This is a genomic window from Citrobacter sp. Cpo074 (assembly GCF_030332745.1).
In the GTDB taxonomy this organism is placed as follows: domain Bacteria; phylum Pseudomonadota; class Gammaproteobacteria; order Enterobacterales; family Enterobacteriaceae; genus Citrobacter; species Citrobacter portucalensis.
Window position 1 is genome coordinate 13,294 of sequence record NZ_JAOWHG010000026.1, and the last position, 21,439, is coordinate 34,732.

General features: G+C 53.2%; 17 protein-coding genes. 8 read left to right on the forward strand and 9 right to left on the reverse strand.

All coding sequences use genetic code 11. The annotated features are described in order from the left end of the window. Positions 1-191 precede the first annotated feature (191 nt). The 9 genes from OGX83_RS03760 to acuI all read right to left on the reverse strand — a co-directional run bounded on the left by OGX83_RS03760 (position 192) and on the right by acuI (position 8,702). The gene (locus tag OGX83_RS03760) at positions 192-926 is read right to left on the reverse strand and encodes a carbonic anhydrase (RefSeq protein WP_233097447.1); all 735 of its coding nucleotides are present in this window, start codon (positions 924-926) and stop codon (positions 192-194) included. 170 nt (positions 927-1,096) lie between these two features. Beyond that, entirely contained in the window at positions 1,097-1,978 is an 882-nt protein-coding gene (gene prmA, locus OGX83_RS03765; RefSeq protein ID WP_003025221.1) for a 50S ribosomal protein L11 methyltransferase, read from the reverse strand. Positions 1,979-1,989: 11 nt separating this feature from the next. Continuing rightward, positions 1,990-3,441, reverse strand: coding sequence for a sodium/pantothenate symporter (panF, locus tag OGX83_RS03770; RefSeq protein ID WP_020996361.1), 1,452 nt, complete (start codon positions 3,439-3,441; stop codon positions 1,990-1,992). After that, positions 3,431-3,673 carry a YhdT family protein gene (locus OGX83_RS03775; RefSeq protein WP_003828839.1) on the reverse strand — a complete coding sequence of 81 codons (243 nt, stop codon included), beginning with the start codon at positions 3,671-3,673 and terminating at the stop codon, positions 3,431-3,433. Before OGX83_RS03775 ends, panF begins: the two co-directional genes overlap by 11 nt. A 107-nt stretch (positions 3,674-3,780) precedes the next feature. Then, complete coding sequence (gene accC / locus OGX83_RS03780; protein ID WP_003828838.1) at positions 3,781-5,130, reverse strand: acetyl-CoA carboxylase biotin carboxylase subunit; 1,350 nt, start codon at positions 5,128-5,130, stop codon at positions 3,781-3,783. 10 nt (positions 5,131-5,140) lie between these two features. Then, a complete protein-coding gene (accB, locus tag OGX83_RS03785; protein ID WP_003025210.1) occupies positions 5,141-5,611 on the reverse strand; it encodes an acetyl-CoA carboxylase biotin carboxyl carrier protein in 471 nt (156 codons plus the stop codon). A 392-nt stretch (positions 5,612-6,003) separates the two neighbouring features. Beyond that, positions 6,004-6,603 (reverse strand): protein-methionine-sulfoxide reductase heme-binding subunit MsrQ, encoded by a 600-nt coding sequence (gene msrQ / locus OGX83_RS03790; RefSeq protein ID WP_032945157.1) that lies wholly within the window; start codon positions 6,601-6,603, stop codon positions 6,004-6,006. Beyond that, positions 6,604-7,608 (reverse strand): protein-methionine-sulfoxide reductase catalytic subunit MsrP, encoded by a 1,005-nt coding sequence (msrP, locus tag OGX83_RS03795; protein ID WP_286587396.1) that lies wholly within the window; start codon positions 7,606-7,608, stop codon positions 6,604-6,606. Between the two features lie 119 nt (positions 7,609-7,727). Further along, positions 7,728-8,702 (reverse strand): acrylyl-CoA reductase (NADPH), encoded by a 975-nt coding sequence (gene acuI, locus OGX83_RS03800; protein ID WP_286587399.1) that lies wholly within the window; start codon positions 8,700-8,702, stop codon positions 7,728-7,730. A 225-nt stretch (positions 8,703-8,927) separates the two neighbouring features. Here acuI and csrD point away from each other — a divergent pair, with 225 nt between their 5' ends. The 8 genes from csrD (at position 8,928) to tldD (ending at position 21,377) form a co-directional block, all read left to right on the forward strand. Next, a complete protein-coding gene (gene csrD / locus OGX83_RS03805) occupies positions 8,928-10,868 on the forward strand; it encodes an RNase E specificity factor CsrD (protein ID WP_048236872.1) in 1,941 nt (646 codons plus the stop codon). A gap of 306 nt (positions 10,869-11,174) precedes the next feature. Beyond that, entirely contained in the window at positions 11,175-12,218 is a 1,044-nt protein-coding gene (gene mreB / locus OGX83_RS03810; protein ID WP_000913396.1) for a rod shape-determining protein MreB, read from the forward strand. A 66-nt stretch (positions 12,219-12,284) separates the two neighbouring features. After that, on the forward strand, positions 12,285-13,307 hold the full coding sequence (gene mreC / locus OGX83_RS03815; RefSeq protein WP_003828827.1) for a rod shape-determining protein MreC: 1,023 nt from the start codon (positions 12,285-12,287) through the stop codon (positions 13,305-13,307). Then, positions 13,308-13,796 carry a rod shape-determining protein MreD gene (gene mreD, locus OGX83_RS03820; RefSeq protein WP_003025196.1) on the forward strand — a complete coding sequence of 163 codons (489 nt, stop codon included), beginning with the start codon at positions 13,308-13,310 and terminating at the stop codon, positions 13,794-13,796. Between the two features lie 7 nt (positions 13,797-13,803). Next, positions 13,804-14,397 carry a Maf family protein gene (locus OGX83_RS03825; protein ID WP_153686708.1) on the forward strand — a complete coding sequence of 198 codons (594 nt, stop codon included), beginning with the start codon at positions 13,804-13,806 and terminating at the stop codon, positions 14,395-14,397. Beyond that, entirely contained in the window at positions 14,387-15,856 is a 1,470-nt protein-coding gene (gene rng / locus OGX83_RS03830; protein WP_003025190.1) for a ribonuclease G, read from the forward strand. The genes OGX83_RS03825 and rng overlap by 11 nt, the downstream gene beginning before the upstream one ends. Positions 15,857-15,967: 111 nt before the next feature. Further along, positions 15,968-19,768 carry an AsmA2 domain-containing protein YhdP gene (gene yhdP / locus OGX83_RS03835; RefSeq protein WP_286587402.1) on the forward strand — a complete coding sequence of 1,267 codons (3,801 nt, stop codon included), beginning with the start codon at positions 15,968-15,970 and terminating at the stop codon, positions 19,766-19,768. Between the two features lie 163 nt (positions 19,769-19,931). After that, a complete protein-coding gene (tldD, locus tag OGX83_RS03840; RefSeq protein WP_286587437.1) occupies positions 19,932-21,377 on the forward strand; it encodes a metalloprotease TldD in 1,446 nt (481 codons plus the stop codon). Positions 21,378-21,439: the final 62 nt, after the last annotated feature.

Genomic DNA, 21,439 nt, shown 5'->3' on the forward strand with positions numbered 1-21,439 from the left:
TTGCCGTAAATGTGAACGCATGAAAATATTTAATCATATAAATCATCGCATTATAAAAATGTGTCGATTTTATATACACATATAATTTTGCGTAACTTCTCATTTTTTCTTCAGCTGCAGACGGTACTGACAAGATATTCTGCTGAATTAATCAGCAAATTACCTCGTCATTGTGTGATCGCTACCTCATTTTAGTACAGGATCTCGGTATCCCCAGAATAGCTGTCCGTAATCTTGCGTTCATTCAACGGCTGCAGCGGGCGATTGTTTGCCGTCCCAACAATGTAGTGGAATTTATCCATCTGTTCGGCAGAAAGAGCAACAGGCGTTTTCAGGATAGTCCAGGTGACGCCTTCGGTGCAGGGAGGCGTTGTTAACGAACCACGGTAGCGCCAGTAGGTTTTATTGTCGGGTAAAAGCTGGTGGATATCGACCGGCGAGAAGATGGCCATGCTGCTGTCCTCCATGGTTGGAAAGGACTCCCACAAATTTTGAATCGCCTGGTTTGGTTCGCCGATATCAAACATAACCGCCACGATAGCGATGTCTCCGGATTGATTTTTGTGGACCAGCTGCAGCTCCAGCGGATAGGTTTTACCGTTGAGGGTATGTTCGCTCGGGGCATGAAAATCAAATTGTTTTAAATAATAAAGCGTTTCATCAATTTCAATAGAATTAGATGCGTAGCTACTCATCGTTGCTTGCAACGTATGGTTAATGCTCCGAAATCTAGTTGGGCCATCGACGTACTGCATGTTCAGCGCGGGGAGACCGAGTTTACTGGTTGTGGTGGTCTGGATGTCTATGGGGGATTGGTTTATGCCTGTCTGGCACGTTGCATACGCTTTGCTGATTTCTCCCCACCGTGCGGGGCCGTTTTCTTCGGTATATCCCCATGGTACGGCCAGCGTGGTCAGTGGCATCATGCATGCTGCCAGCAAAGTTGTTGTAAAACAGTTGAAACGCATACGTTTACTCAACGAGAATCAATATAAAAAATAACAAAATCAATTGATTATTATATCGCTGAGGAAAGTGTCGGTATGCTGGTCAATTGTCTGAAAATGGCGTGGTCAGATAACCACGCCGGAAGGGATTATTTTTTCTGGCCGGTAATGCGACACCACTCTTCTTTCTCGATAACCGGATCGAGCGTAAAGAGATCGGCATAGGCTTCACAGACGCTTTCCGCCTGGCTGGCAAGAATACCAGAAAGCCCCAGCAAACCGCCCTCAACGGGCAGTACGCTGATTAACGGAGCCAGTTCACGTAATGGGCCAGCAAGGATGTTGGCGACCACCACGTCGGCTTTCATCGCCTCTGGCTGGTCTTTCGGCAGATAAAGCTCCAGACGCTCAGAAACACCATTACGCTGGGCGTTATCACGGCTGGCCTGAATCGCTTGCGGATCGATATCCACGCCAATGGCTTTCGCCGCACCCAGCTTCAGCGCCGCAATGGCAAGAATGCCGGAGCCGCAGCCAAAGTCGATAACCGTTTTACCGTTAAGATCAAGACCGTCCAGCCATTGCAGGCACAGAGAGGTAGTGGGGTGCGTGCCTGTACCAAACGCCAGACCCGGGTCCAGCATCACGTTGACAGCATTCTCATCCGGGACATCGCGCCAGCTTGGGCAAATCCACAGACGTTCACCAAAGCGCATCGGGTGGAAGTTATCCATCCATTCGCGTTCCCAGTCTTTGTCTTCGAGCTGTTCGATTTTATGCGCGAAGCCTTCACCCAGCAGCGGATGCTGTTCCAGGATAGCAACTACTTCTTTCATGTCGGTTTCTGCATCGAACAAGCCGATAACGTCGGTATCACCCCACAGGCGAGTCTCGCCCGGCAGAGGTTCAAATACCGGCGTATCATGCGTATCCTGGAAAGTAATGGAAACGGAGCCCGCTTCCATCAGCGCATCGCTCAACTCTTCAGCGTTGGCACCGGTCGTGTTCAGTTTCAGTTGGATCCATGGCATGGCAAAACTCTTTATTTATCAGTAGTCAATATGGCGGCTTGCGGGACGGCGGAACCGAAACGGTTGCCTATCAGGAAAGCCAGCAAGCTTATCAGTAACGAGGGCACGATCGGATGGAAGCCCAGGAACTGAACGTTAAAGGTAGCGAGTAGAGCATAAAGCACGCCGCCGACAATCATCGCGCTCAATGCGCCTGACGCGTTTGCCCGCTCCCAATAGAGGCCCAGCACCAGCGGCCACAGGAAGACGGCTTCCAGTCCGCCAAACGCCAGCAGATTAAGCCAGATAATCATCTCTGGCGGTTTCCAGGCGGCCAGCAACAGTAACGCGCCCAGCAGCAGGGTAATCACTGCCGACATGCGTTTCAGCCGGGTTTCGTTTTCCAGCTGTTCCGGGCGAAGGTTCAGGTACAAATCCTTAATGATCGTAGCGGAACTTTGCAGCAATTGGGCATTGATCGTCGACATAATCGCAGCCATAGGCGCGGCGAGGAAAATCCCGGCAGCGACCGGCGGCAGGACTTTGACCATCAGCGTAGGGATTACCAGATCCGGTACCGTCAGGTCAGGGATTACCGCCCGTCCCAGGGCGCCCGCCAGATGCATACCAAACATCAGGATCGCCACCACGATGGTGCCGATGATAATGCCGCGGTGTACCGCTTTACTGTCTTTATAAGAGATACAGCGTACCGCCGTATGCGGCAGGCCAATCACGCCAAAGCATACCAGCACCCAGAATGAGGTCATAAACGTGGGTGACAAAATGTCATCAGCGCCCTGCGGCGAAACCAGTTTAGGATCGATAGTCTGCAGGGTTACCACCGCATTGCTGAGGCCACCGGCAGCATGAACAACGCCGACCAGCAAAACGATAGTACCAATCAGCATCACCATGCCCTGCATGGTGTCGTTCAACACGCTAGCGCGAAAGCCGCCGAACGCCGTGTATAACGCGATGCTGACGCCAAAAATCAGCAGGCCGGTTTCGTAGGGGATACCTGCTGCGGTTTCCAGCAAACGTGCGCCGCCAATAAACTGTACGGTCATTGCCCCGACAAACGCGACCAACAGGCTGAGGCTTGCCAGCCATACCAGCAGGCGGCTCTGGTAGCGTGCAAATAGCATATCGTTGAGGGTAACCGCATTATAACGGCGTGCCAGAATGGCGAATTTCTTACCAAGAATCCCCAATGAGAGCCATACGGCGGGCAACTGGATCATCGCTAGCAGCACCCATCCCAGTCCGTATTTGTAAGCGGCACCAGGACCGCCAATAAACGAGCTGGCGCTAATGTAGGTTGCCGTTAGCGTCATCGCTAACACGACGCCGCCCATGGAGCGGCTGCCGAGGAAATATTCATTCAGGAAGGTACCGGTCGATCTCTTGCGCATGGCATAAACTGAGAGACCGAAGACCACCAGAAGATAGGCGACCAGCGGAAAAATAACTTCAAGCTGCATCGTCATCCTCCAACGGAATGTCGCGATAGATAAACTTCACCATCGCCCAGCACAGCACGATAAAAACCAGCGGCGTTAGCAGGCAGGCCATTTCGAACCAGTGCGGTAAGCCGGTAAAACCCAGCGTTGAATCTGGTAAGTAAGCGGCCACTAACCATGTGACCAGATATAAAAGGGTTAGCCACAGCGCCCAGCGCGCCTCTTTATGGGCCTGAACAAAACGAGCGTCCATTTTTTGTCCCTTGTGGATAAAGAAAGCGGGGATTGTACCTTATGGCACGTGCGGGAGGGGAGAAAAACAAAAGGCCGGAATTTCCGGCCTTTTCGGTTAACGCACGCTTACTTTTCCTGAAGTCCGAGTTTTTTCTCCAGGTAGTGGATATTGGTTCCACCGTGCTGGAAGTGCTCGTCATTCATGATACGGATCTGCAGGTCAACGTTGGTTTTGATACCGTCGATGATCAGTTCCTGCAATGCGTTTTTCATACGGGCGATAGCGACGTCGCGGTTTTCGCCATAGCAGATCAGCTTACCGATCATTGAGTCATAGTACGGAGGTACGGTGTAGCCTGCGTAAATATGAGACTCCCAACGCACACCAAAGCCACCCGGCGCGTGGAAACGCGTGATTTTACCCGGGCTTGGCAGGAAGGTGTTCGGGTCTTCGGCGTTGATACGGCATTCTACCGCATGGCCTTTAACCACAACTTCGTCCTGCTTGATGGACAGCGGTTGACCCGCTGCGATGCGCAGCTGCTCTTTGATCAGATCAACGCCGGTGATCATTTCGGTTACCGGGTGTTCAACCTGAATACGGGTGTTCATCTCAATGAAGTAGAACTCGCCGTTTTCGAACAGGAACTCGAAAGTACCCGCCCCGCGATAGCCGATATCAACACACGCTTTGGCGCAACGCTCGCCGATGTAGCGACGCAGTTCCGGGGTAATGCCCGGCGCTGGTGCTTCTTCGACAACTTTCTGGTGACGACGCTGCATGGAGCAGTCACGTTCTGCCAGATAAATCGCGTTACCCTGACCGTCAGCCAGCACCTGAATTTCAATGTGGCGTGGGTTTTCCAGGTATTTCTCCATGTAGACCATGTCGTTATTGAAAGCGGCTTTTGCTTCCGCTTTGGTCATGGAGATGGATTGTGCCAGTTCGGCATCGCTGCGCACGACGCGCATACCGCGACCGCCGCCGCCGCCGGAGGCTTTGATGATAACCGGGTAGCCGATGCGTTTAGCATGAGCGCGGTTAGCGTCCATGTCATCGCCCAGCGGACCGTCAGAGCCTGGGACTGTCGGTACGCCCGCTTTCTTCATCGCGGTGATTGCGGACACTTTGTCGCCCATCAGGCGGATGGTGTCGGCTTTCGGGCCGATGAAGATAAAGCCAGAACGCTCTACCTGCTCAGCAAAATTGGCGTTCTCAGAGAGGAAGCCATAGCCCGGGTGAATTGCCACCGCGCCGGTGATTTCAGCGGCGCTGATGATAGCCGGGATGTTCAGATAGCTTTTTACGGACGGAGCCGGGCCGATACAGACCGTCTCATCCGCCAGCAATACGTGTTTTAAATCGCGATCCGCACTTGAATGCACAGCGACAGTCTTGATGCCCAGTTCTTTACAGGCACGAAGAATACGCAGGGCAATCTCGCCGCGGTTGGCGATAACAATTTTATCCAACATGTTCGCCTCGTTATTCGATGACGACCAGCGGCTCGTCAAATTCTACCGGTTGACCACTTTCTACCAGGATCGCTTTAACTACGCCGGATTTGTCGGCTTCGATCTGGTTCATCATTTTCATGGCTTCAACGATGCACAGGGTATCGCCCGCATTCACTTTCTGTCCGATTTCGATGAACGCTTTAGCATCCGGGCTCGGGGTGCGGTAGAACGTACCAACCATTGGGGAGCGTACGATGTGACCACTGATTTCCGCTGCTGCCGGAGCTTCCATACTTGGAGAGGCAGTTTGTGCGACAGCGTTAGACAGAGCTGGTTGCTGCATCACTGGTGCAGCATAAGCCTGTTGCATCATCGGAAAACTTGCAGCTGGCGCTGCACGGCTGATGCGTACAGATTCTTCGCCTTCAGAAATTTCCAGTTCGGAGATGCCTGATTCTTCAACCAGCTCGATCAGTTTTTTAATCTTACGAATATCCATGAGTGGGTTCCGTACTCTTTGTTTAGTGAGATTGTGACAGGCGTTTTACCGCCGTCTGTATAGCATTTTTATAACAGTGAGTGACAAGATGCCACGCATCTCAGGCGCTGCACTGGGTGCTGCTGCCATTAAGTGAGATTGCCAGACTTGTTAGTCATTGTGCGGCTATCTTCTGCCATTTTCGGGTAAAAGACAAAATATACCTTCAATATGCGATTGTCACCCTTTCAGCGCCTTAAAAACGCTACCGGGGATAGCAAAGTCGCACATTATAACTATTTCGTAGCAATTGGCAGCTAAATACTGGTCTTATCAGGGAAGATAATCAACCGTTAACATGTAAAGAAAATCGGATCGTCCGTGTTTTGCAACGCACTGCACATATCGTGAAACTACCGCCACCACTGGCGAAACTTCTTGTAACGGCACGCTAACAGCACCGCAGCGAGCGCTGCATAAATAATCGGTTGAGGGGAGATAATTTTTACCGACCACAGATAATGTATGGGTGCCAGGATCGCCACAAGATAGACGAAGTTGTGCAAATACTGCCAGTTTTTACCCAGCTTTCGCTGTGCAGCCTGCGTGGACGTTAAGGTGAGGGCGAATAATATGACCCAACTGACAATGCCCAAGGTTAAATAAGGTCGCGTAATTAATTCCCGCCCTAACAACGCCAGATTATTAATGCCCAGTTCCAGTAACGCGTAGCTGGTTAAATGCAGCGTTGCCCAGGCGAAACACCATAGCCCTAACAGGCGACGTGTGCGTATCAATAATGGCTGTTTAGCGTAGCGCGCGAGTGGAGAGACCAGCAAGGTCGCCAGCAAGAATTTCAGAGCTGTCCTACCGGTAAAGTGCTGGATATCTTTGACCGGATCGGCGCTCAGGCCGCCGTGATTTATCGCCCAAAATAGCCAGATAAACGGCAAAAAACCGGCAAGATGCAGGCAAACTTTTAGCCCGGTAATGTGCTTTGCGGTCAGACGCACTTAAAAATTCTCCTGCAAATTGAGTCCGCGATACAGTGACGCAACCTCTTCGGCATAGCCGTTAAACATCAGGGTGGGCTGACGCTGTACGTCCAGAATACCGCCTGAGCCAATAAAACGCTCAGTGGCCTGGGACCAGCGGGGATGATCGACATGCGGATTCACGTTGGCATAAAATCCGTATTCATTGGGCGCGGCCAGATTCCAGGTTGTCGGAGGGCGTTCGCGCGTGAGTTTGATACTCACGATCGACTTAATGCCTTTAAATCCATATTTCCACGGCACAATTAAGCGAATGGGCGCGCCATTTTGTGGCGGAAGGGCCTTACCATAAACCCCCACGGTAAGCAGTGTGAGTGGGTGCATCGCTTCATCCAGGCGCAACCCTTCAACATAGGGATACTTCAGCCCGCCGCCAATAAAGCGATCTTTTTGTCCTGGCATTTCCTCCGGTGCGTACAGCGTTTCGAACGCGACATACTTCGCATTGCTGGTGGGTTCTACCTGCGCCAACAGTTTATGTAACGGAAAGCCAATCCACGGCACGACCATTGACCAGGCTTCCACGCAGCGCATGCGGTAAATCCGTTGCTCCAGCGGGAAACGGGTGGTCAAGGTATCGTGATCGAGAGTGAGTGGTTTGGCGACCTCACCACTGATTTTTAATGTCCACGGATCGGTTTTCAGGCTACCTGCGTTGGCTGCCGGATCCGCTTTGTCGAGACCGAATTCATAGAAGTTGTTGTAGCCAGAAACTTTATCCGCTGGGGTTAAAGGAAGCGAATTTTGCCAGGCGGCGGGCTTGCTGAAATCAAGCGGCTTTCCCGCGGGCGCGGGCGGGCGGTCATTACCCTTAAACCAACTCAGAAGGTCAGCCTGCGCAGAGTGGGGTAAAGACAACGCGGCTGCGCTGATCCCTAATGCTTTCAGCACCTGGCGACGCTGCATAAAAAAAGCCGACTCGTCAGTGACGTCGGCTTCTGTAAATGGACGTAATTTCTTCATAACAGACTCCCGGCTTACGCGTCATAACTGACAGGGGACGCGTAGTTAATATGGCAGGGAGTCTGTAGATGTGCCGCGAAATTTCGTTAATTAAGTGTAAATTTCTGCGCCAGGGTCTGTTACTTCACCTTCACCAGCGTACGGCCTTGCACCTGGTTATTGATGATGGCATCGGCGAACTTCGGCGCATCCGCCAGCGTAATTTCCGTTGCCGCCTGAGCATAGAAAGATTCCGGCAGATCCTTAACCAGACGCGCCCAGGCTTCTGCACGGCGTGCCGGCGGGGTCATCACCGAGTCCACTCCTTGCAAACGAACGTTACGCAGAATGAATGGCATCACGGTTGTTGGCAGAGCGAAACCGCCCGCCAGGCCGCAGGCGGCAACACAGCCGCCGTAGTTCATCTGCGCGAGGACTTTCGCCAGAACTTTGTCGCCAACGGTATCCACCGCGCCAGCCCACAGCTGTTTTTCCAGCGGGCGAGATTCAGCAAATTCATCGCGGCCAAGAATACGATTAGCGCCCAGGCTTTTCAGGTAGGCGTGGGTGCTTTCACGACCCGAAACCGCCGCAACCTGATAACCCAGCTTATGCAGTAACGCAACGGCTGTGCTGCCCACGCCTCCGCTGGCACCAGTGACGACAATCTCACCGTCTTGCGGACGAATTCCTGCATCTTCAAGCGCCATGACGCAAAGCATGGCGGTAAAGCCAGCGGTACCGATGACCATGGCTTTACGTCCATCCAGCCCTTTTGGCAGCGCAACCAGCCAGTCGCCTTTCACGCGTGCGCGTTCTGCCAGTCCACCCCAATGATTTTCACCTACGCCCCAACCGGTCAGTAAAACCTCCTGACCCGCATGAAAACGGGGATCTTCGCTTGCACGCACGGTACCAGCGAAATCGATACCAGGAATCATCGGAAAATTACGAATGATTTTTCCCTTGCCGGTGATAGCCAGGGCGTCTTTATAGTTCAGGCTTGACCAGTGGACATCCACCGTTACATCGCCTTCCGGTAGCTGATTTTCGTCGAGGGGTTGAACGGATGCGAGGGTTTTTCCGTCCTGCTGTTCTAAGATCAAAGCCTGCATAACCTGTCCTCAATTCGTATAGTGGATTGGAAAATTAATAATGAAGACTATACTCGCTAATCAAAACATGATGCCGATTCTGCGCAATAAATTGCCAGATATACCTGATTTGGTAGTATGCCCTCACAGTTTGTATAAATTGGCGGATTTTGCGGTCAGTTTTGCATTTTAGAGTCGATTTATCACTTTCAGGCCTGTTTCATAACTGTCGGAGTTAACACAAGGATGCGATTAACGACGAAATTTTCAGCTTTTGTCACGCTGCTTACTGGGTTAACGATCTTCGTGACTCTGATCGGCTGTTCGCTGAGTTTCTACAACGCTATTCAATATAAGTTCACCACGCGCGTTCATGCGGTCGCGACGGCGATTGATACGCATCTGGTCTCCAGAGATGTCGTTGCGTTAACCCCGCAAATCGATGAACTGATGGTTTCTGTTGATATCGTGCGCATCGAACTGTTGCAGGGCGGAAACGTGGTGTATGACCACTCACGCACCAGCAGCTACCGACCGGCAGGGACAAACAATCTCTACCGCGAGATTACCGTACCGTTGGTCAAGCATCCGGGTATGTCATTGCGTCTGGTTTATCAGGATCCGATGGGTAACTATTTCCATTCGCTACTGACCACCGCGCCGCTCACGATAGCCATTGCTTTCATTATTCTGATGCTCTTTTTGTCTGTGCGCTGGCTTCAGCGTCAGCTTTCGGGTCAGGAGCTGCTGGAGATTCGTTCCACACGTATTCTGAACGGCGAACGTGGACCGAACGTGCGGGGAACGGTCTATGAATGGCCTGCGCGTACCAGTAGTGCGCTCGATATGCTGCTGACTGAAATTCAAAATGCCCGCGAGCAACGCAGCCGCCTGGATACGCTGATTCGTTCCTATGTCGCGCAGGATACAAAAACCGGGCTAAGCAACCGCTTGTTCTTTGATAACCAACTGGCCACGCTGCTGGAAGATCAGGAAAAAGTAGGCTCGCATGGCGTTGTGATGATGGTGCGCCTGCCGGACTTTACGCTGCTGCGTGATAGCTGGGGAATCACCCTCGCGGAAGAACAAATCTCGACGCTGATCAATTTGTTGTCGACTTTTATGACGCGCTATCCGGGCGCGTTGCTGGCGCGCTACCACCGTAGCGATTTTGCTATCCTGCTGCCGCACCGTACGCTGAAAGAGGCGGAAAGTATCGCCGGGCAATTATTAAAAGCGGTAGATGCACTTCCGGCTAATAAAATGATCGATCGTGCCGATATGGTTCATATTGGCATTTGCGTTTGCCGCAGCGGTCAGTCGCCGGAGCAAGTGATGGATCATGCTGAAGCCGCCACCCGGAATTCGGTATTGCAGGGAGGAAATAGCTGGTCGGTCTATGATGACTCGCTGCCGGAAAAAGGTCGGGGCAACGTACGCTGGCGAACGCTGATCGAACAGATGCTCAGCCGGGGCGGGCCGAGAATTTATCAAAAGCCTGCAGTAACGCGTGAAGGCCGGGTGCACCATCGGGAGTTGATGTGCCGTATTTTTGATGGCAACGAAGAGGTCATTTCGGCGGAATATATGCCGATGGTCCTGCAATTTGGTCTGGCAGAAGAATATGACCGTTTGCAGATAAGCCGTCTGATCCTGCTTTTGGGCTACTGGCCGCAGGAAAATCTGGCGATGCAGACAACGGTTGAATCGCTTATTCGTCCACGTTTTCAGCGCTGGCTGCGTGATACGCTGATGCAGTGCGAAAAATCATTACGCAAACGCATAATTATTGAACTTGCTGAGGCAGATGTCTGTCAACATATCAGCCGGTTACAGCCCGTCATCAGATTGATGAATGCGCTGGGCGTGCGTATTGCCGTTACGCAGGCGGGGTTAACACTGGTGAGCACCAGTTGGATCAAAGAGCTTAACGTTGAGTTATTGAAGCTACATCCAAGTCTGGTGAGGAACATTGATAAGCGAACGGAAAATCAGCTTCTGGTTCAAAGCCTGGTGGAGGCCTGTTCGGGAACACCCACGCAGGTTTACGCCACGGGCGTACGTTCGCGTAGTGAGTGGCATACGCTGACAGAACGCGGAGTTGCGGGTGGGCAAGGGGATTTTTTTGCCGCATCACAACCACTTGACACTAACGTGAAAAAATATTCGCAAAGATACTCGGTTTAACCTGCCGTTTAATTTGTTTTCACGTAGAATAACGCGCGCTGTGCCTTCTGGGGGTGTGCTTGCCTGCTCGCCAGGTTGTAACAGCAAACATGCAGGTGAATGACCTTTGACAGGTTGCAAACAAAAGCGAGGAGTGCTGCTGATTTATTCAGCCCTGATGGACTCAGGCCGGTTTTGTAACAAAGGAAACGAACTGCACTAATTTTCACCGTAGCAGATGATTTTTGCGCCTTGTCGCTGCTGCGTGTGGTTGGTAAAGTAAGCGGATTTTGTTTTCCGCCCCAGCTTTCAGGATTATCCCTTAGTATGTTGAAAAAATTTCGTGGCATGTTTTCCAATGACCTGTCCATTGACCTGGGTACCGCGAATACCCTTATTTATGTAAAAGGACAAGGCATCGTATTGAATGAGCCTTCTGTTGTGGCCATTCGTCAGGATCGTGCCGGTTCGCCGAAAAGCGTGGCTGCAGTAGGTCATGATGCGAAGCAGATGCTGGGTCGTACGCCGGGCAATATCGCTGCAATTCGCCCAATGAAAGACGGCGTTATCGCTGACTTCTTCGTGACTGAAAAAATGCTCCAGCACTTTATCAAGCAAGTGCACAGCAATAGCTTCATGCGCCCAAGCCCGCGCGTACTGGTGTGTGTACCGGTTGGAGCAACTCAGGTTGAACGCCGTGCGATCCGTGAATCCGCTCAGGGCGCAGGTGCTCGTGAAGTCTTCCTGATCGAAGAGCCGATGGCGGCCGCGATCGGTGCGGGTCTGCCAGTTTCTGAAGCAACCGGTTCAATGGTTGTGGATATCGGTGGTGGTACCACTGAAGTTGCCGTTATCTCTCTGAACGGCGTGGTTTACTCCTCTTCTGTCCGTATTGGCGGCGACCGCTTCGATGAAGCCATCATTAATTATGTTCGTCGTAACTACGGTTCTCTGATCGGTGAAGCGACCGCAGAACGTATTAAACACGAGATCGGTTCCGCTTATCCGGGCGACGAAGTGCGCGAAATCGAAGTTCGCGGCCGTAACCTGGCTGAAGGCGTTCCGCGCGGCTTTACCCTGAACTCTAACGAGATTCTGGAAGCCCTGCAGGAACCACTGACCGGTATCGTGAGCGCAGTAATGGTTGCACTGGAACAGTGCCCGCCGGAACTGGCATCTGACATCTCCGAACGCGGTATGGTGCTGACCGGTGGCGGTGCGCTGCTGCGTAACCTTGACCGTCTGTTAATGGAAGAAACCGGTATTCCAGTTGTTGTTGCTGAAGATCCGCTGACCTGCGTGGCGCGCGGCGGCGGCAAGGCGCTGGAAATGATCGACATGCACGGCGGCGACCTGTTCAGCGAAGAGTAATCGGATGCAGGTTGGGTAGCCCCCGCGGGTTGCCCTTCCGCTCTGATACGAGAATACGCATAGACTATGAAGCCAATTTTTAGCCGTGGCCCGTCGCTACAGATTCGCCTTATTCTGGCGGTGCTGGTGGCGCTCGGCGTTATTATTGCCGACAGCCGCCTGGGTACGTTTAGTCAAATCCGAACGTACATGGATACCGCCGTCAGTCCTTTCTACTTTATCTCAAATGGTCCTCGTGAATTACTCGACGGCGTGTCGCAAACGCTGGCTTCGCGTGACCAACTCGAACTTGAAAACCGGGCGTTGCGTCAGGAACTGCTGCTGAAAAACAGCGAACTGCTGATGCTGGGGCAATACAAACAGGAGAACGCGCGTTTGCGTGAGCTGCTGGGATCGCCATTGCGTCAGGACGAACAAAAGATGGTGACGCAGGTCATCTCAACGGTTAATGACCCTTACAGCGATCAGGTTGTGATCGACAAAGGGAGCGTTAACGGCGTCTACGAAGGCCAGCCGGTTATTAGCGACAAAGGCGTAGTAGGTCAGGTCGTGGCGGTGGCTAAATTGACCAGCCGCGTGCTGCTGATTTGCGATGCGACGCATGCGCTGCCCATTCAGGTACTGCGTAACGATATCCGCGTGATCGCTGCGGGTAACGGTTGCACCGACGATCTTCAGCTCGAACACCTGCCGGCTAACACCGACATTCGCGTTGGCGATGTGCTGGTCACCTCGGGTCTGGGTGGACGTTTCCCTGAAGGTTATCCGGTTGCTGTTGTTTCTTCCGTTAAGCTGGACACTCAGCGTGCTTATACCGTGATTCAGGCTCGCCCGACTGCGGGTCTGCAGCGTCTGCGCTATCTGCTGCTGTTGTGGGGTGCCGATCGTAATGGCGCAAACCCGATGACGCCGGAAGAAGTGCACCGCGTTGCTAATGAACGTCTGATGCAGATGATGCCGCAAGTTCTGCCTGCACCAGATACCATGGGACCGCCTGCGCCAATGCCTGCACCTGCAACAGGCGTGGCTCCAGCGCCCGCAGATACCACGCCGCCACAACCTGCTCCGCGTAAGCCGGGAGGACAGTAAGTGGCAAGCTATCGTAGCCAGGGACGTTGGGTGATTTGGCTCTCGTTCCTTATTGCACTGTTGCTGCAAGTCATGCCCTGGCCGGATGACATTCTGGTTTTCCGGCCAAACTGGGTGCTGCTCATCTTGTTGTATTGGATCCTGGCACTGCCGCATCGCGTAAATGTGGGCACGGGATTTGTGGTGGGTGCCATACTGGATCTCATCAGCGGCTCCACGCTTGGCGTGCGCGCATTGTCGATGAGTATCATTGCTTATCTGGTCGCGTTGAAATTCCAGCTATTCCGAAACCTCGCGCTCTGGCAACAGGCGCTGGTGGTCATGTTGTTATCACTGGTCGTGGATATTATTGTTTTCTGGGCCGAGTTTTTAGTGATCAACGTCTCTTTCAGACCTGAAGTGTTCTGGAGTAGTGTAGTGAATGGTGTGCTTTGGCCATGGCTATTCTTACTGATGCGTAAAGTCCGTCAGCAGTTTGCGGTGCAATAAGGTTGATATGAATACTCTGTATCTTGCTTCAGGTTCTCCACGTCGTCAGGAGTTGCTCGCTCAGCTTGGTGTTACGTTTGAACGACTGGTCCCTGGGATTGAAGAACAGCGGCACCCGCAGGAAAGCGCGCAGCAGTACGTTTCCCGTCTGGCGCGCGAAAAAGCGCAGACTGGCGTAGCGCTGGCCCTGCGCGATTTGCCGGTATTGGGTGCGGATACCATCGTTATCCTTAATGGCGAAGTGCTGGAAAAACCTCACGACGCCGACCATGCCGCAGCAATGCTGCGCAAACTGTCGGGCAAAACGCATCAAGTTATGACGGCCGTGGCACTGGCCGATCGCCAGCACAGTCTGGACTGCCTGGTTGTGACGGAAGTGACGTTCAGAGCACTAACCGATGAGGACATCGCGGGCTATGTTGCCAGCGGTGAACCAATGGATAAAGCAGGTGCATACGGTATTCAAGGGTTGGGTGGCTGTTTTGTCAGGAAGATAAATGGCAGCTATCACGCCGTAGTCGGCTTACCGCTGGTAGAAACGTATGAGTTGCTGACCAATTTTAACGCACTGCGTGAGAAAAGGGATAAACATGACGGCTGAATTGTTGGTAAACGTAACGCCATCGGAAACTCGGGTGGCTTACATTGATGGTGGTATTCTGCAGGAAATTCATATTGAACGTGAGGCGCGACGCGGAATCGTAGGCAATATCTACAAAGGTCGTGTAAGTCGTGTACTTCCGGGTATGCAGGCGGCTTTTGTAGATATTGGACTGGATAAAGCCGCATTTCTTCACGCTTCTGACATCATGCCGCACACCGAATGCGTGGCGGGTGAAGAACAAAAACAGTTCACCGTACGCGACATCTCTGAACTGGTGCGCCAGGGGCAGGATCTGATGGTGCAGGTGGTAAAAGATCCGTTGGGAACTAAAGGCGCACGCCTGACGACGGACATCACGCTTCCTTCCCGTTATCTCGTCTTTATGCCGGGGGCTTCGCACGTTGGCGTATCCCAACGTATCGAAAGCGAAACCGAACGCGAACGCCTGAAAAAAGTGGTGGCGGATTACTGCGATGAGCAGGGTGGCTTCATCATTCGCACGGCGGCAGAAGGCGTATGTGAAGAGGATCTGGCCTCGGATGCTGCCTACCTGAAGCGCGTCTGGACGAAAGTCATGGAGCGTAAAAAGCGCCCGCAAACGCGCTACCAGATGTACGGTGAATTGGCCCTGGCACAGCGCGTGTTGCGTGACTTTGCCGATGCGCAGCTTGACCGCATCCGCGTCGACTCCCGTCTGACCTATGAGGCGTTACTGGAATTTACGGCGGAATATATCCCCGAGATGACCAGCAAGCTGGAACATTACAGCGGGCGCCAGCCTATTTTTGATCTCTTTGACGTTGAGAATGAAATCCAGCGCGCGCTGGAACGCAAAGTTGAGCTGAAGTCCGGCGGCTATCTGATCATCGATCAAACCGAAGCGATGACCACCGTGGATATCAACACCGGCGCGTTTGTTGGGCATCGTAATCTCGACGACACTATCTTTAATACTAATATTGAAGCAACGCAGGCCATTGCTCGTCAGCTGCGTCTGCGTAACCTCGGCGGTATTATCATTATCGATTTTATCGACATGAATAATGAAGATCACCGTCGCCGGGTGCTGCACTCCCTGGAGCAGGCTCTGAGCAAGGATCGCGTAAAAACCAGCATTAACGGTTTTTCACAGCTGGGCCTGGTGGAGATGACGCGCAAACGCACACGTGAAAGCGTGGAACATGTACTGTGCAACGAGTGTCCGACCTGCCATGGGCGTGGTACGGTGAAAACGGTGGAAACCGTATGCTATGAAATCATGCGCGAAATCGTGCGCGTACACCATGCATATGACTCTGACCGTTTCCTGGTTTATGCCTCTCCGGCAGTGGCTGAAACCCTGAAAGGTGAAGAGTCACATGCGCTGGCGGAAGTTGAGATCTTTGTCGGCAAACAGGTCAAAGTACAAATCGAACCGCTGTATAACCAGGAGCAGTTCGACGTCGTCATGATGTAAATCGTGTAGTGGCACCCGCGCATGTAGGCCGGATAAGGCGCAAGCGCCGTTATCCGGCAATATTCACTCAAGGGGTGTGAGTCATATTTTTTGGTAGACAAGGAGAGGCGCGTGAGGCGATTGCCGGGGATTTTACTGCTCACTGGAGCCGCATTCGTTGTCATCGCAGCGCTGCTGGTCAGTGGACTGCGCCTTGCGTTACCTCATCTTGATAGCTGGCGTCCGGCCATTCTTGGCAAGATTGAATCCGCCACAGGTCTGCCTGTTTCCGCTAGCCAGCTTTCTGCCAACTGGCAAAATTTCGGTCCTACGCTTGAAGCGCGCAATATCCATGCGCAGCTGAAAGATGGGGGAGAATTTTCGGTAAAACGCGTCACGCTGGCGCTGGATGTCTGGCAAAGTTTGCTGCACATGCGCTGGCAGTTTCGCGATCTCACCTTCTGGCAACTGCAGTTGCGCACCAATACGCCTATCCAGCGCAGCGAAGGCGGAGATGGGATTGAAACCGGCCATCTCAGCGATCTCTTCCTGCGTCAGTTTGATCATTTCGATCTACGCGACAGCCATATCAGCTTTATAACCCTCTCAGGTCAACGTGCTGAACTGGCGATCCCCCAGCTTACCTGGTTGAATGGTAAAAATCGGCATCGCGCCGAGGGGCAGGTCAGTCTCTCCAGCCTGACCGGACAGCACGGCATTATGCAGGTGCGTATGGATCTGCGTGATGACGAAGGGCTGTTGAATAACGGTCGGGTCTGGCTGCAGGCAGACGACATTGACGTCAAACCATGGCTGGGCAAATGGATGCAGGATAATGTCGCGCTACAAACCGCGCGTTTTAGCCTGGAAGCATGGATGACGATCAGCAAAGGCGTCGTTTCTGGTGGCGATGTCTGGCTGAAAAAAGGCGGAGCTAGTTGGCTGGGTGAAAATCGTACGCACACGCTCTCCGTCGATAATCTGACGGCGCACATCAGCCGTGAAGAGCCGGGCTGGCAATTCTCTATTCCCGATACGCGTATCACCATGGATGATAAGCCCTGGCCGAGCGGGGCATTAACGCTGGCCTGGATCCCTGAGCAGGAAGTCGGTGGCGAGAATAACAAACGCAGTGATGAGCTACGCATTCGCGCCAGTAATCTGGAACTGGCTGGGTTAGAAGGACTGCGTCCGATGGCGTCCAGGCTATCGCCTGCGCTGGGTGATATCTGGCGGGCCACGCAACCCAGCGGCAAAATAGATGTGCTTGCGCTGGATATCCCGTTACAGGCGACAGAAAAAACCCGCTTCCTGTCCTCGTGGACCGATTTGGCCTGGAAACAGTGGAAGCTGCTGCCGGGGGCAGAACATTTCTCCGGTACGCTTGCGGGCAGCGTTGAAAATGGGGCGCTCACCGCCTCCATGAAACAAGCAAAAATGCCGTATGAAACCGTCTTCCGTGCGCCGCTGGAAATAGAGAACGGCGTGGCGACGCTAAGCTGGCTGAAGAATGATAAAGGCTTCCAGTTAGACGGGCGCAACATTGATGTTAAAGCGAAAGCGGTACATGCGCGCGGTGGTTTTCGCTATCTGCAACCGGCTGATGATGAGCCATGGTTGGGCATTCTGGCCGGTATCAGTACCGACGATGGCTCCCAGGCCTGGCGTTATTTCCCGGAAAACCTGATGGGTAAGGATCTGGTTGACTACCTCAGCGGCGCTATTCAAGGCGGCGAGGCGGATAACGCCACGCTGGTGTATGGCGGTAACCCGAGTCTGTTCCCGTATCTGCACAATGAAGGGCAGTTTCAGGTCCTGGTGCCGCTACGCAATGCGAAATTTGCTTTCCAGCCCGACTGGCCTGCGCTAACCGATCTTAATATCGAACTAAACTTCATTAACGATGGCCTGTGGATGAAGACGGATAGTGTCAATTTAGGCGGTGTGAAGGCCAGTAACCTGACGGCCAATATTCCCGACTATGCAAAAGAAAAGCTGCTGATTGATGCCGATATCAACGGGCCAGGCAAGGCGGTTGGACCTTATTTTGATGAGACTCCGTTGAAGGATTCTCTCGGTGCCACGCTGGAACAGTTGCAAATTGACGGCGATGTGAATGCTCGCTTACATCTTGATATTCCGCTAGACGGCTCGCTGGTTACCGCCAAAGGCGACGTCAACCTGCGTAATAACAGTCTGTTTATTAAACCACTCGACAGCTCGCTGAAGAATTTGAATGGTAAATTCAGCTTTATCAACGGCGATCTGAAGAGCGAGCCGATGACGGCGAACTGGTTTAATCAGCCGCTGAACGTCGACTTCTCCACCACCGAAGGGGCGAAAGCCTATCAGGTAGCCGTGAATCTGCAAGGCGACTGGCAGCCAACCCGCATGGGGATTTTACCGGCGCAGCTCAACGATGCGTTAAGTGGCAGCATGGCGTGGAATGGCAAAGTGGGTATCGATCTTCCGTATCATGCCGGGCCGACCTACGACATTGAGCTTAAGGGTGACCTGAAGAATGTAAGTAGTCACTTACCGGCTCCGCTGAATAAGGCGCCCGGTGAAGCGTTGCCGGTAAACGTTAAGGCTAACGGCAATCTGCGCAGCTTTGAACTGACCGGTAATGCTGGCAGTAAGAACCACTTTAACAGCCGCTGGTTGCTGAATCAGAAACTGACGCTTGACCGCGCTATCTGGACGTCGGAAAGCCGTACTGTGCCCGCGTTACCCGATCAGCAAGGCATTGAGCTTAATCTTCCCCCTATGGATGGCGCGCAATGGCTGGCGTTGTTCCAAAAAGGCGCAGCGGATAACGTTGGCACTAATGCCAACTTCCCACAACGCATCACCGTGCGTACGCCATCGTTATCCCTGGGCGGTCAGCAGTGGAATAATTTGAGTATTGTGTCTGAGCCTGCGAGCAATGGCTCCATCGTACAGGCGCAGGGTCGTGAAATTAACGCCACGCTGGCGATGCGCAATAATGCACCATGGCTGGCCAATATTAAGTATCTTTATTACAACCCTAGCGCGGCGAAAGCGTCACCGGGCAACACATCAGCCTCGCCGTTTTCCGCCGTGGACAACTTCAGCTTCCGCGGCTGGCCGGACCTTCAGTTACGCTGTGCCGAGTGCTGGATGTGGGGACAGAAATATGGGCGCATTGATGCCGATGTAGCAATTAAAGGCGACACGCTAACGTTGAGCAACGGTCTGTTGGATACGGGCTTTGCCAGACTGACCACCGATGGCGTGTGGGTGAATGCGCCGGGCAAAGAGCGAACGTCACTGAAGGGTAAACTGAGCGGCAGTAAAATTGACTCCGCTGCCAGTTTCTTTGGCGTATCGACCCCGATTCGTAATTCTTCGTTCAACGTGGAGTATGACCTGCACTGGCGTAACCCGCCGTGGGATCCGGACGAAGCATCGCTGAATGGGATTTTGCGTACCCGGTTGGGCAAAGGTGAGCTTACCGAACTCAGTACCGGGCATGCGGGGCAACTGTTGCGACTGCTGAGCTTTGATGCGTTGCTACGTAAACTGCGTTTTGATTTTAGCGATACCTTCAGTGAAGGTTTCTATTTCGACTCGATTCGCAGCACGGCGTGGATCAAAGATGGTGTGATGCATACCGACGACACGCTGGTGGATGGTCTGGAGGCAGACATTGCGATGAAAGGCTCAGTGAACCTGGTCCGTCGGGAGCTGGATATGGAAGCCATTGTCGCGCCTGAAATTTCTGCCACCGTAGGGGTTGCCGCTGCGTTTGCTGTCAACCCGATTGTCGGCGCGGCGGTATTTGCTGCCAGTAAGGTTCTGGGGCCATTATGGAGCAAAGTTTCGATTCTGCGCTATCGCATCACCGGTCCGGTCGATAAACCGCAGATTAACGAAGTTCTGCGTCAGCCGCGCAAAGAAAGCCAGCAATGATTTGACGGGGGCGAGTAATTGCCCCAATCTCAGTACAGTGATCTTCTACCGCAGTCCGTAGGCCGGAAAAGGCGTTCACGCCGCCATCCGGCATTGAAGTGCCTGATGGCGACGCTGGCGCGTTTTATCAGGCCTACAACAGAAACTAATGAGTACCAAAACGATGAGTCTGAACCTGGTAAGTGAACAATTGCTAGCGGTGAATGGCCTGAAACATCAGGATCTGTTCGCCATTCTGGGCCAACTGGCCGAACGCCGTCTTGACTACGGCGATCTCTACTTTCAGTCGAGCTATCACGAATCCTGGGTTTTAGAAGACCGCATCATTAAAGACGGCTCTTACAATATCGATCAGGGTGTTGGCGTGCGCGCCATCAGCGGCGAAAAAACAGGGTTTGCCTATGCAGACCAGATCAGCCTGCTGGCGTTGGAGCAAAGTGCTCATGCTGCCCGTACTATCGTGCGTGACAGCGGTGACGGCAAAGTAAAAACGCTGGGAGCGGTTGAGCATCAGGCGCTTTACACTTCGGTTGATCCATTACAGAGCATGAGCCGCGAAGAGAAACTGGATATTCTGCGTCGCGTTGATAGCGTGGCCCGTGCCGCCGACAAACGCGTCCAGGAAGTAACCGCCAGCCTGACCGGTGTTTATGAACTGATCCTGGTAGCCGCGACCGACGGTACGTTGGCCGCTGACGTTCGTCCGCTGGTACGCCTGTCCGTAAGCGTACAGGTCGAAGAGGACGGTAAGCGCGAGCGCGGTGCCAGCGGTGGTGGCGGTCGTTTTGGCTATGACTATTTCCTTGGCGGCCTTGATGGTGAAGTCCGTGCTGACGCTTGGGCGAAAGAAGCCGTACGCATGGCGTTAGTTAATTTGTCCGCGGTAGCAGCGCCTGCTGGTACGCTGCCGGTAGTACTCGGCGCTGGCTGGCCTGGCGTTCTGCTGCATGAAGCGGTCGGTCATGGTCTGGAAGGTGACTTTAACCGCCGTGGTACCTCGGTATTCAGCGGTCACATGGGTGAGCTGGTGGCGTCGGAACTGTGTACCGTTGTGGATGATGGCACAATGGCGGACCGTCGTGGCTCTGTGGCTATTGATGATGAAGGCACACCGGGTCAGTACAACGTGCTGATCGAAAACGGTATTCTGAAAGGCTACATGCAGGACAAACTGAACGCGCGCCTGATGGGCGTCGCGCCAACGGGTAACGGTCGCCGTGAATCTTACGCGCACCTGCCGATGCCACGCATGACCAACACCTACATGCTGCCGGGGAAATCCACGCCGCAGGAAATCATCGAATCCGTTGAATACGGCATTTATGCGCCTAACTTCGGCGGCGGCCAGGTGGATATCACCTCCGGGAAATTCGTGTTCTCGACGTCTGAAGCGTATCTGATTGAAAACGGTAAAGTAACCAAACCGGTGAAAGGCGCGACGCTGATTGGGTCTGGTATCGAAGCGATGCAGCAAATTTCAATGGTAGGTAACGACCTGAAGCTGGATAACGGGGTTGGTGTGTGCGGTAAAGAAGGGCAGAGCCTGCCGGTGGGCGTGGGCCAGCCGACGCTGAAGGTGGATAACCTGACGGTGGGTGGTACTGCATAACATCATGATGTATGCCCGATAAGCACCAGCGCTATCGGGCATCTTTCCGGACGCGGCGTCAA

Bases quoted from the DNA above. Each gene is read 5' to 3' on its own strand.
- acuI (WP_286587399.1), bottom strand. From the start codon at position 8,702: ATGCAGGCTTTGATCTTAGAACAGCAGGACGGAAAAACCCTCGCATCC.
- mreC (WP_003828827.1), top strand. From the start codon at position 12,285: ATGAAGCCAATTTTTAGCCGTGGCCCGTCGCTACAGATTCGCCTTATT.
- panF (WP_020996361.1), bottom strand. From the start codon at position 3,441: ATGCAGCTTGAAGTTATTTTTCCGCTGGTCGCCTATCTTCTGGTGGTC.
- OGX83_RS03775 (WP_003828839.1), bottom strand. From the start codon at position 3,673: ATGGACGCTCGTTTTGTTCAGGCCCATAAAGAGGCGCGCTGGGCGCTG.
- OGX83_RS03825 (WP_153686708.1), top strand. From the start codon at position 13,804: ATGAATACTCTGTATCTTGCTTCAGGTTCTCCACGTCGTCAGGAGTTG.
- OGX83_RS03760 (WP_233097447.1), bottom strand. From the start codon at position 926: ATGATGCCACTGACCACGCTGGCCGTACCATGGGGATATACCGAAGAA.
- rng (WP_003025190.1), top strand. From the start codon at position 14,387: ATGACGGCTGAATTGTTGGTAAACGTAACGCCATCGGAAACTCGGGTG.
- accB (WP_003025210.1), bottom strand. From the start codon at position 5,611: ATGGATATTCGTAAGATTAAAAAACTGATCGAGCTGGTTGAAGAATCA.
- tldD (WP_286587437.1), top strand. From the start codon at position 19,932: ATGAGTCTGAACCTGGTAAGTGAACAATTGCTAGCGGTGAATGGCCTG.
- mreB (WP_000913396.1), top strand. From the start codon at position 11,175: ATGTTGAAAAAATTTCGTGGCATGTTTTCCAATGACCTGTCCATTGAC.
- msrP (WP_286587396.1), bottom strand. From the start codon at position 7,608: ATGAAGAAATTACGTCCATTTACAGAAGCCGACGTCACTGACGAGTCG.
- prmA (WP_003025221.1), bottom strand. From the start codon at position 1,978: ATGCCATGGATCCAACTGAAACTGAACACGACCGGTGCCAACGCTGAA.
- accC (WP_003828838.1), bottom strand. From the start codon at position 5,130: ATGTTGGATAAAATTGTTATCGCCAACCGCGGCGAGATTGCCCTGCGT.
- csrD (WP_048236872.1), top strand. From the start codon at position 8,928: ATGCGATTAACGACGAAATTTTCAGCTTTTGTCACGCTGCTTACTGGG.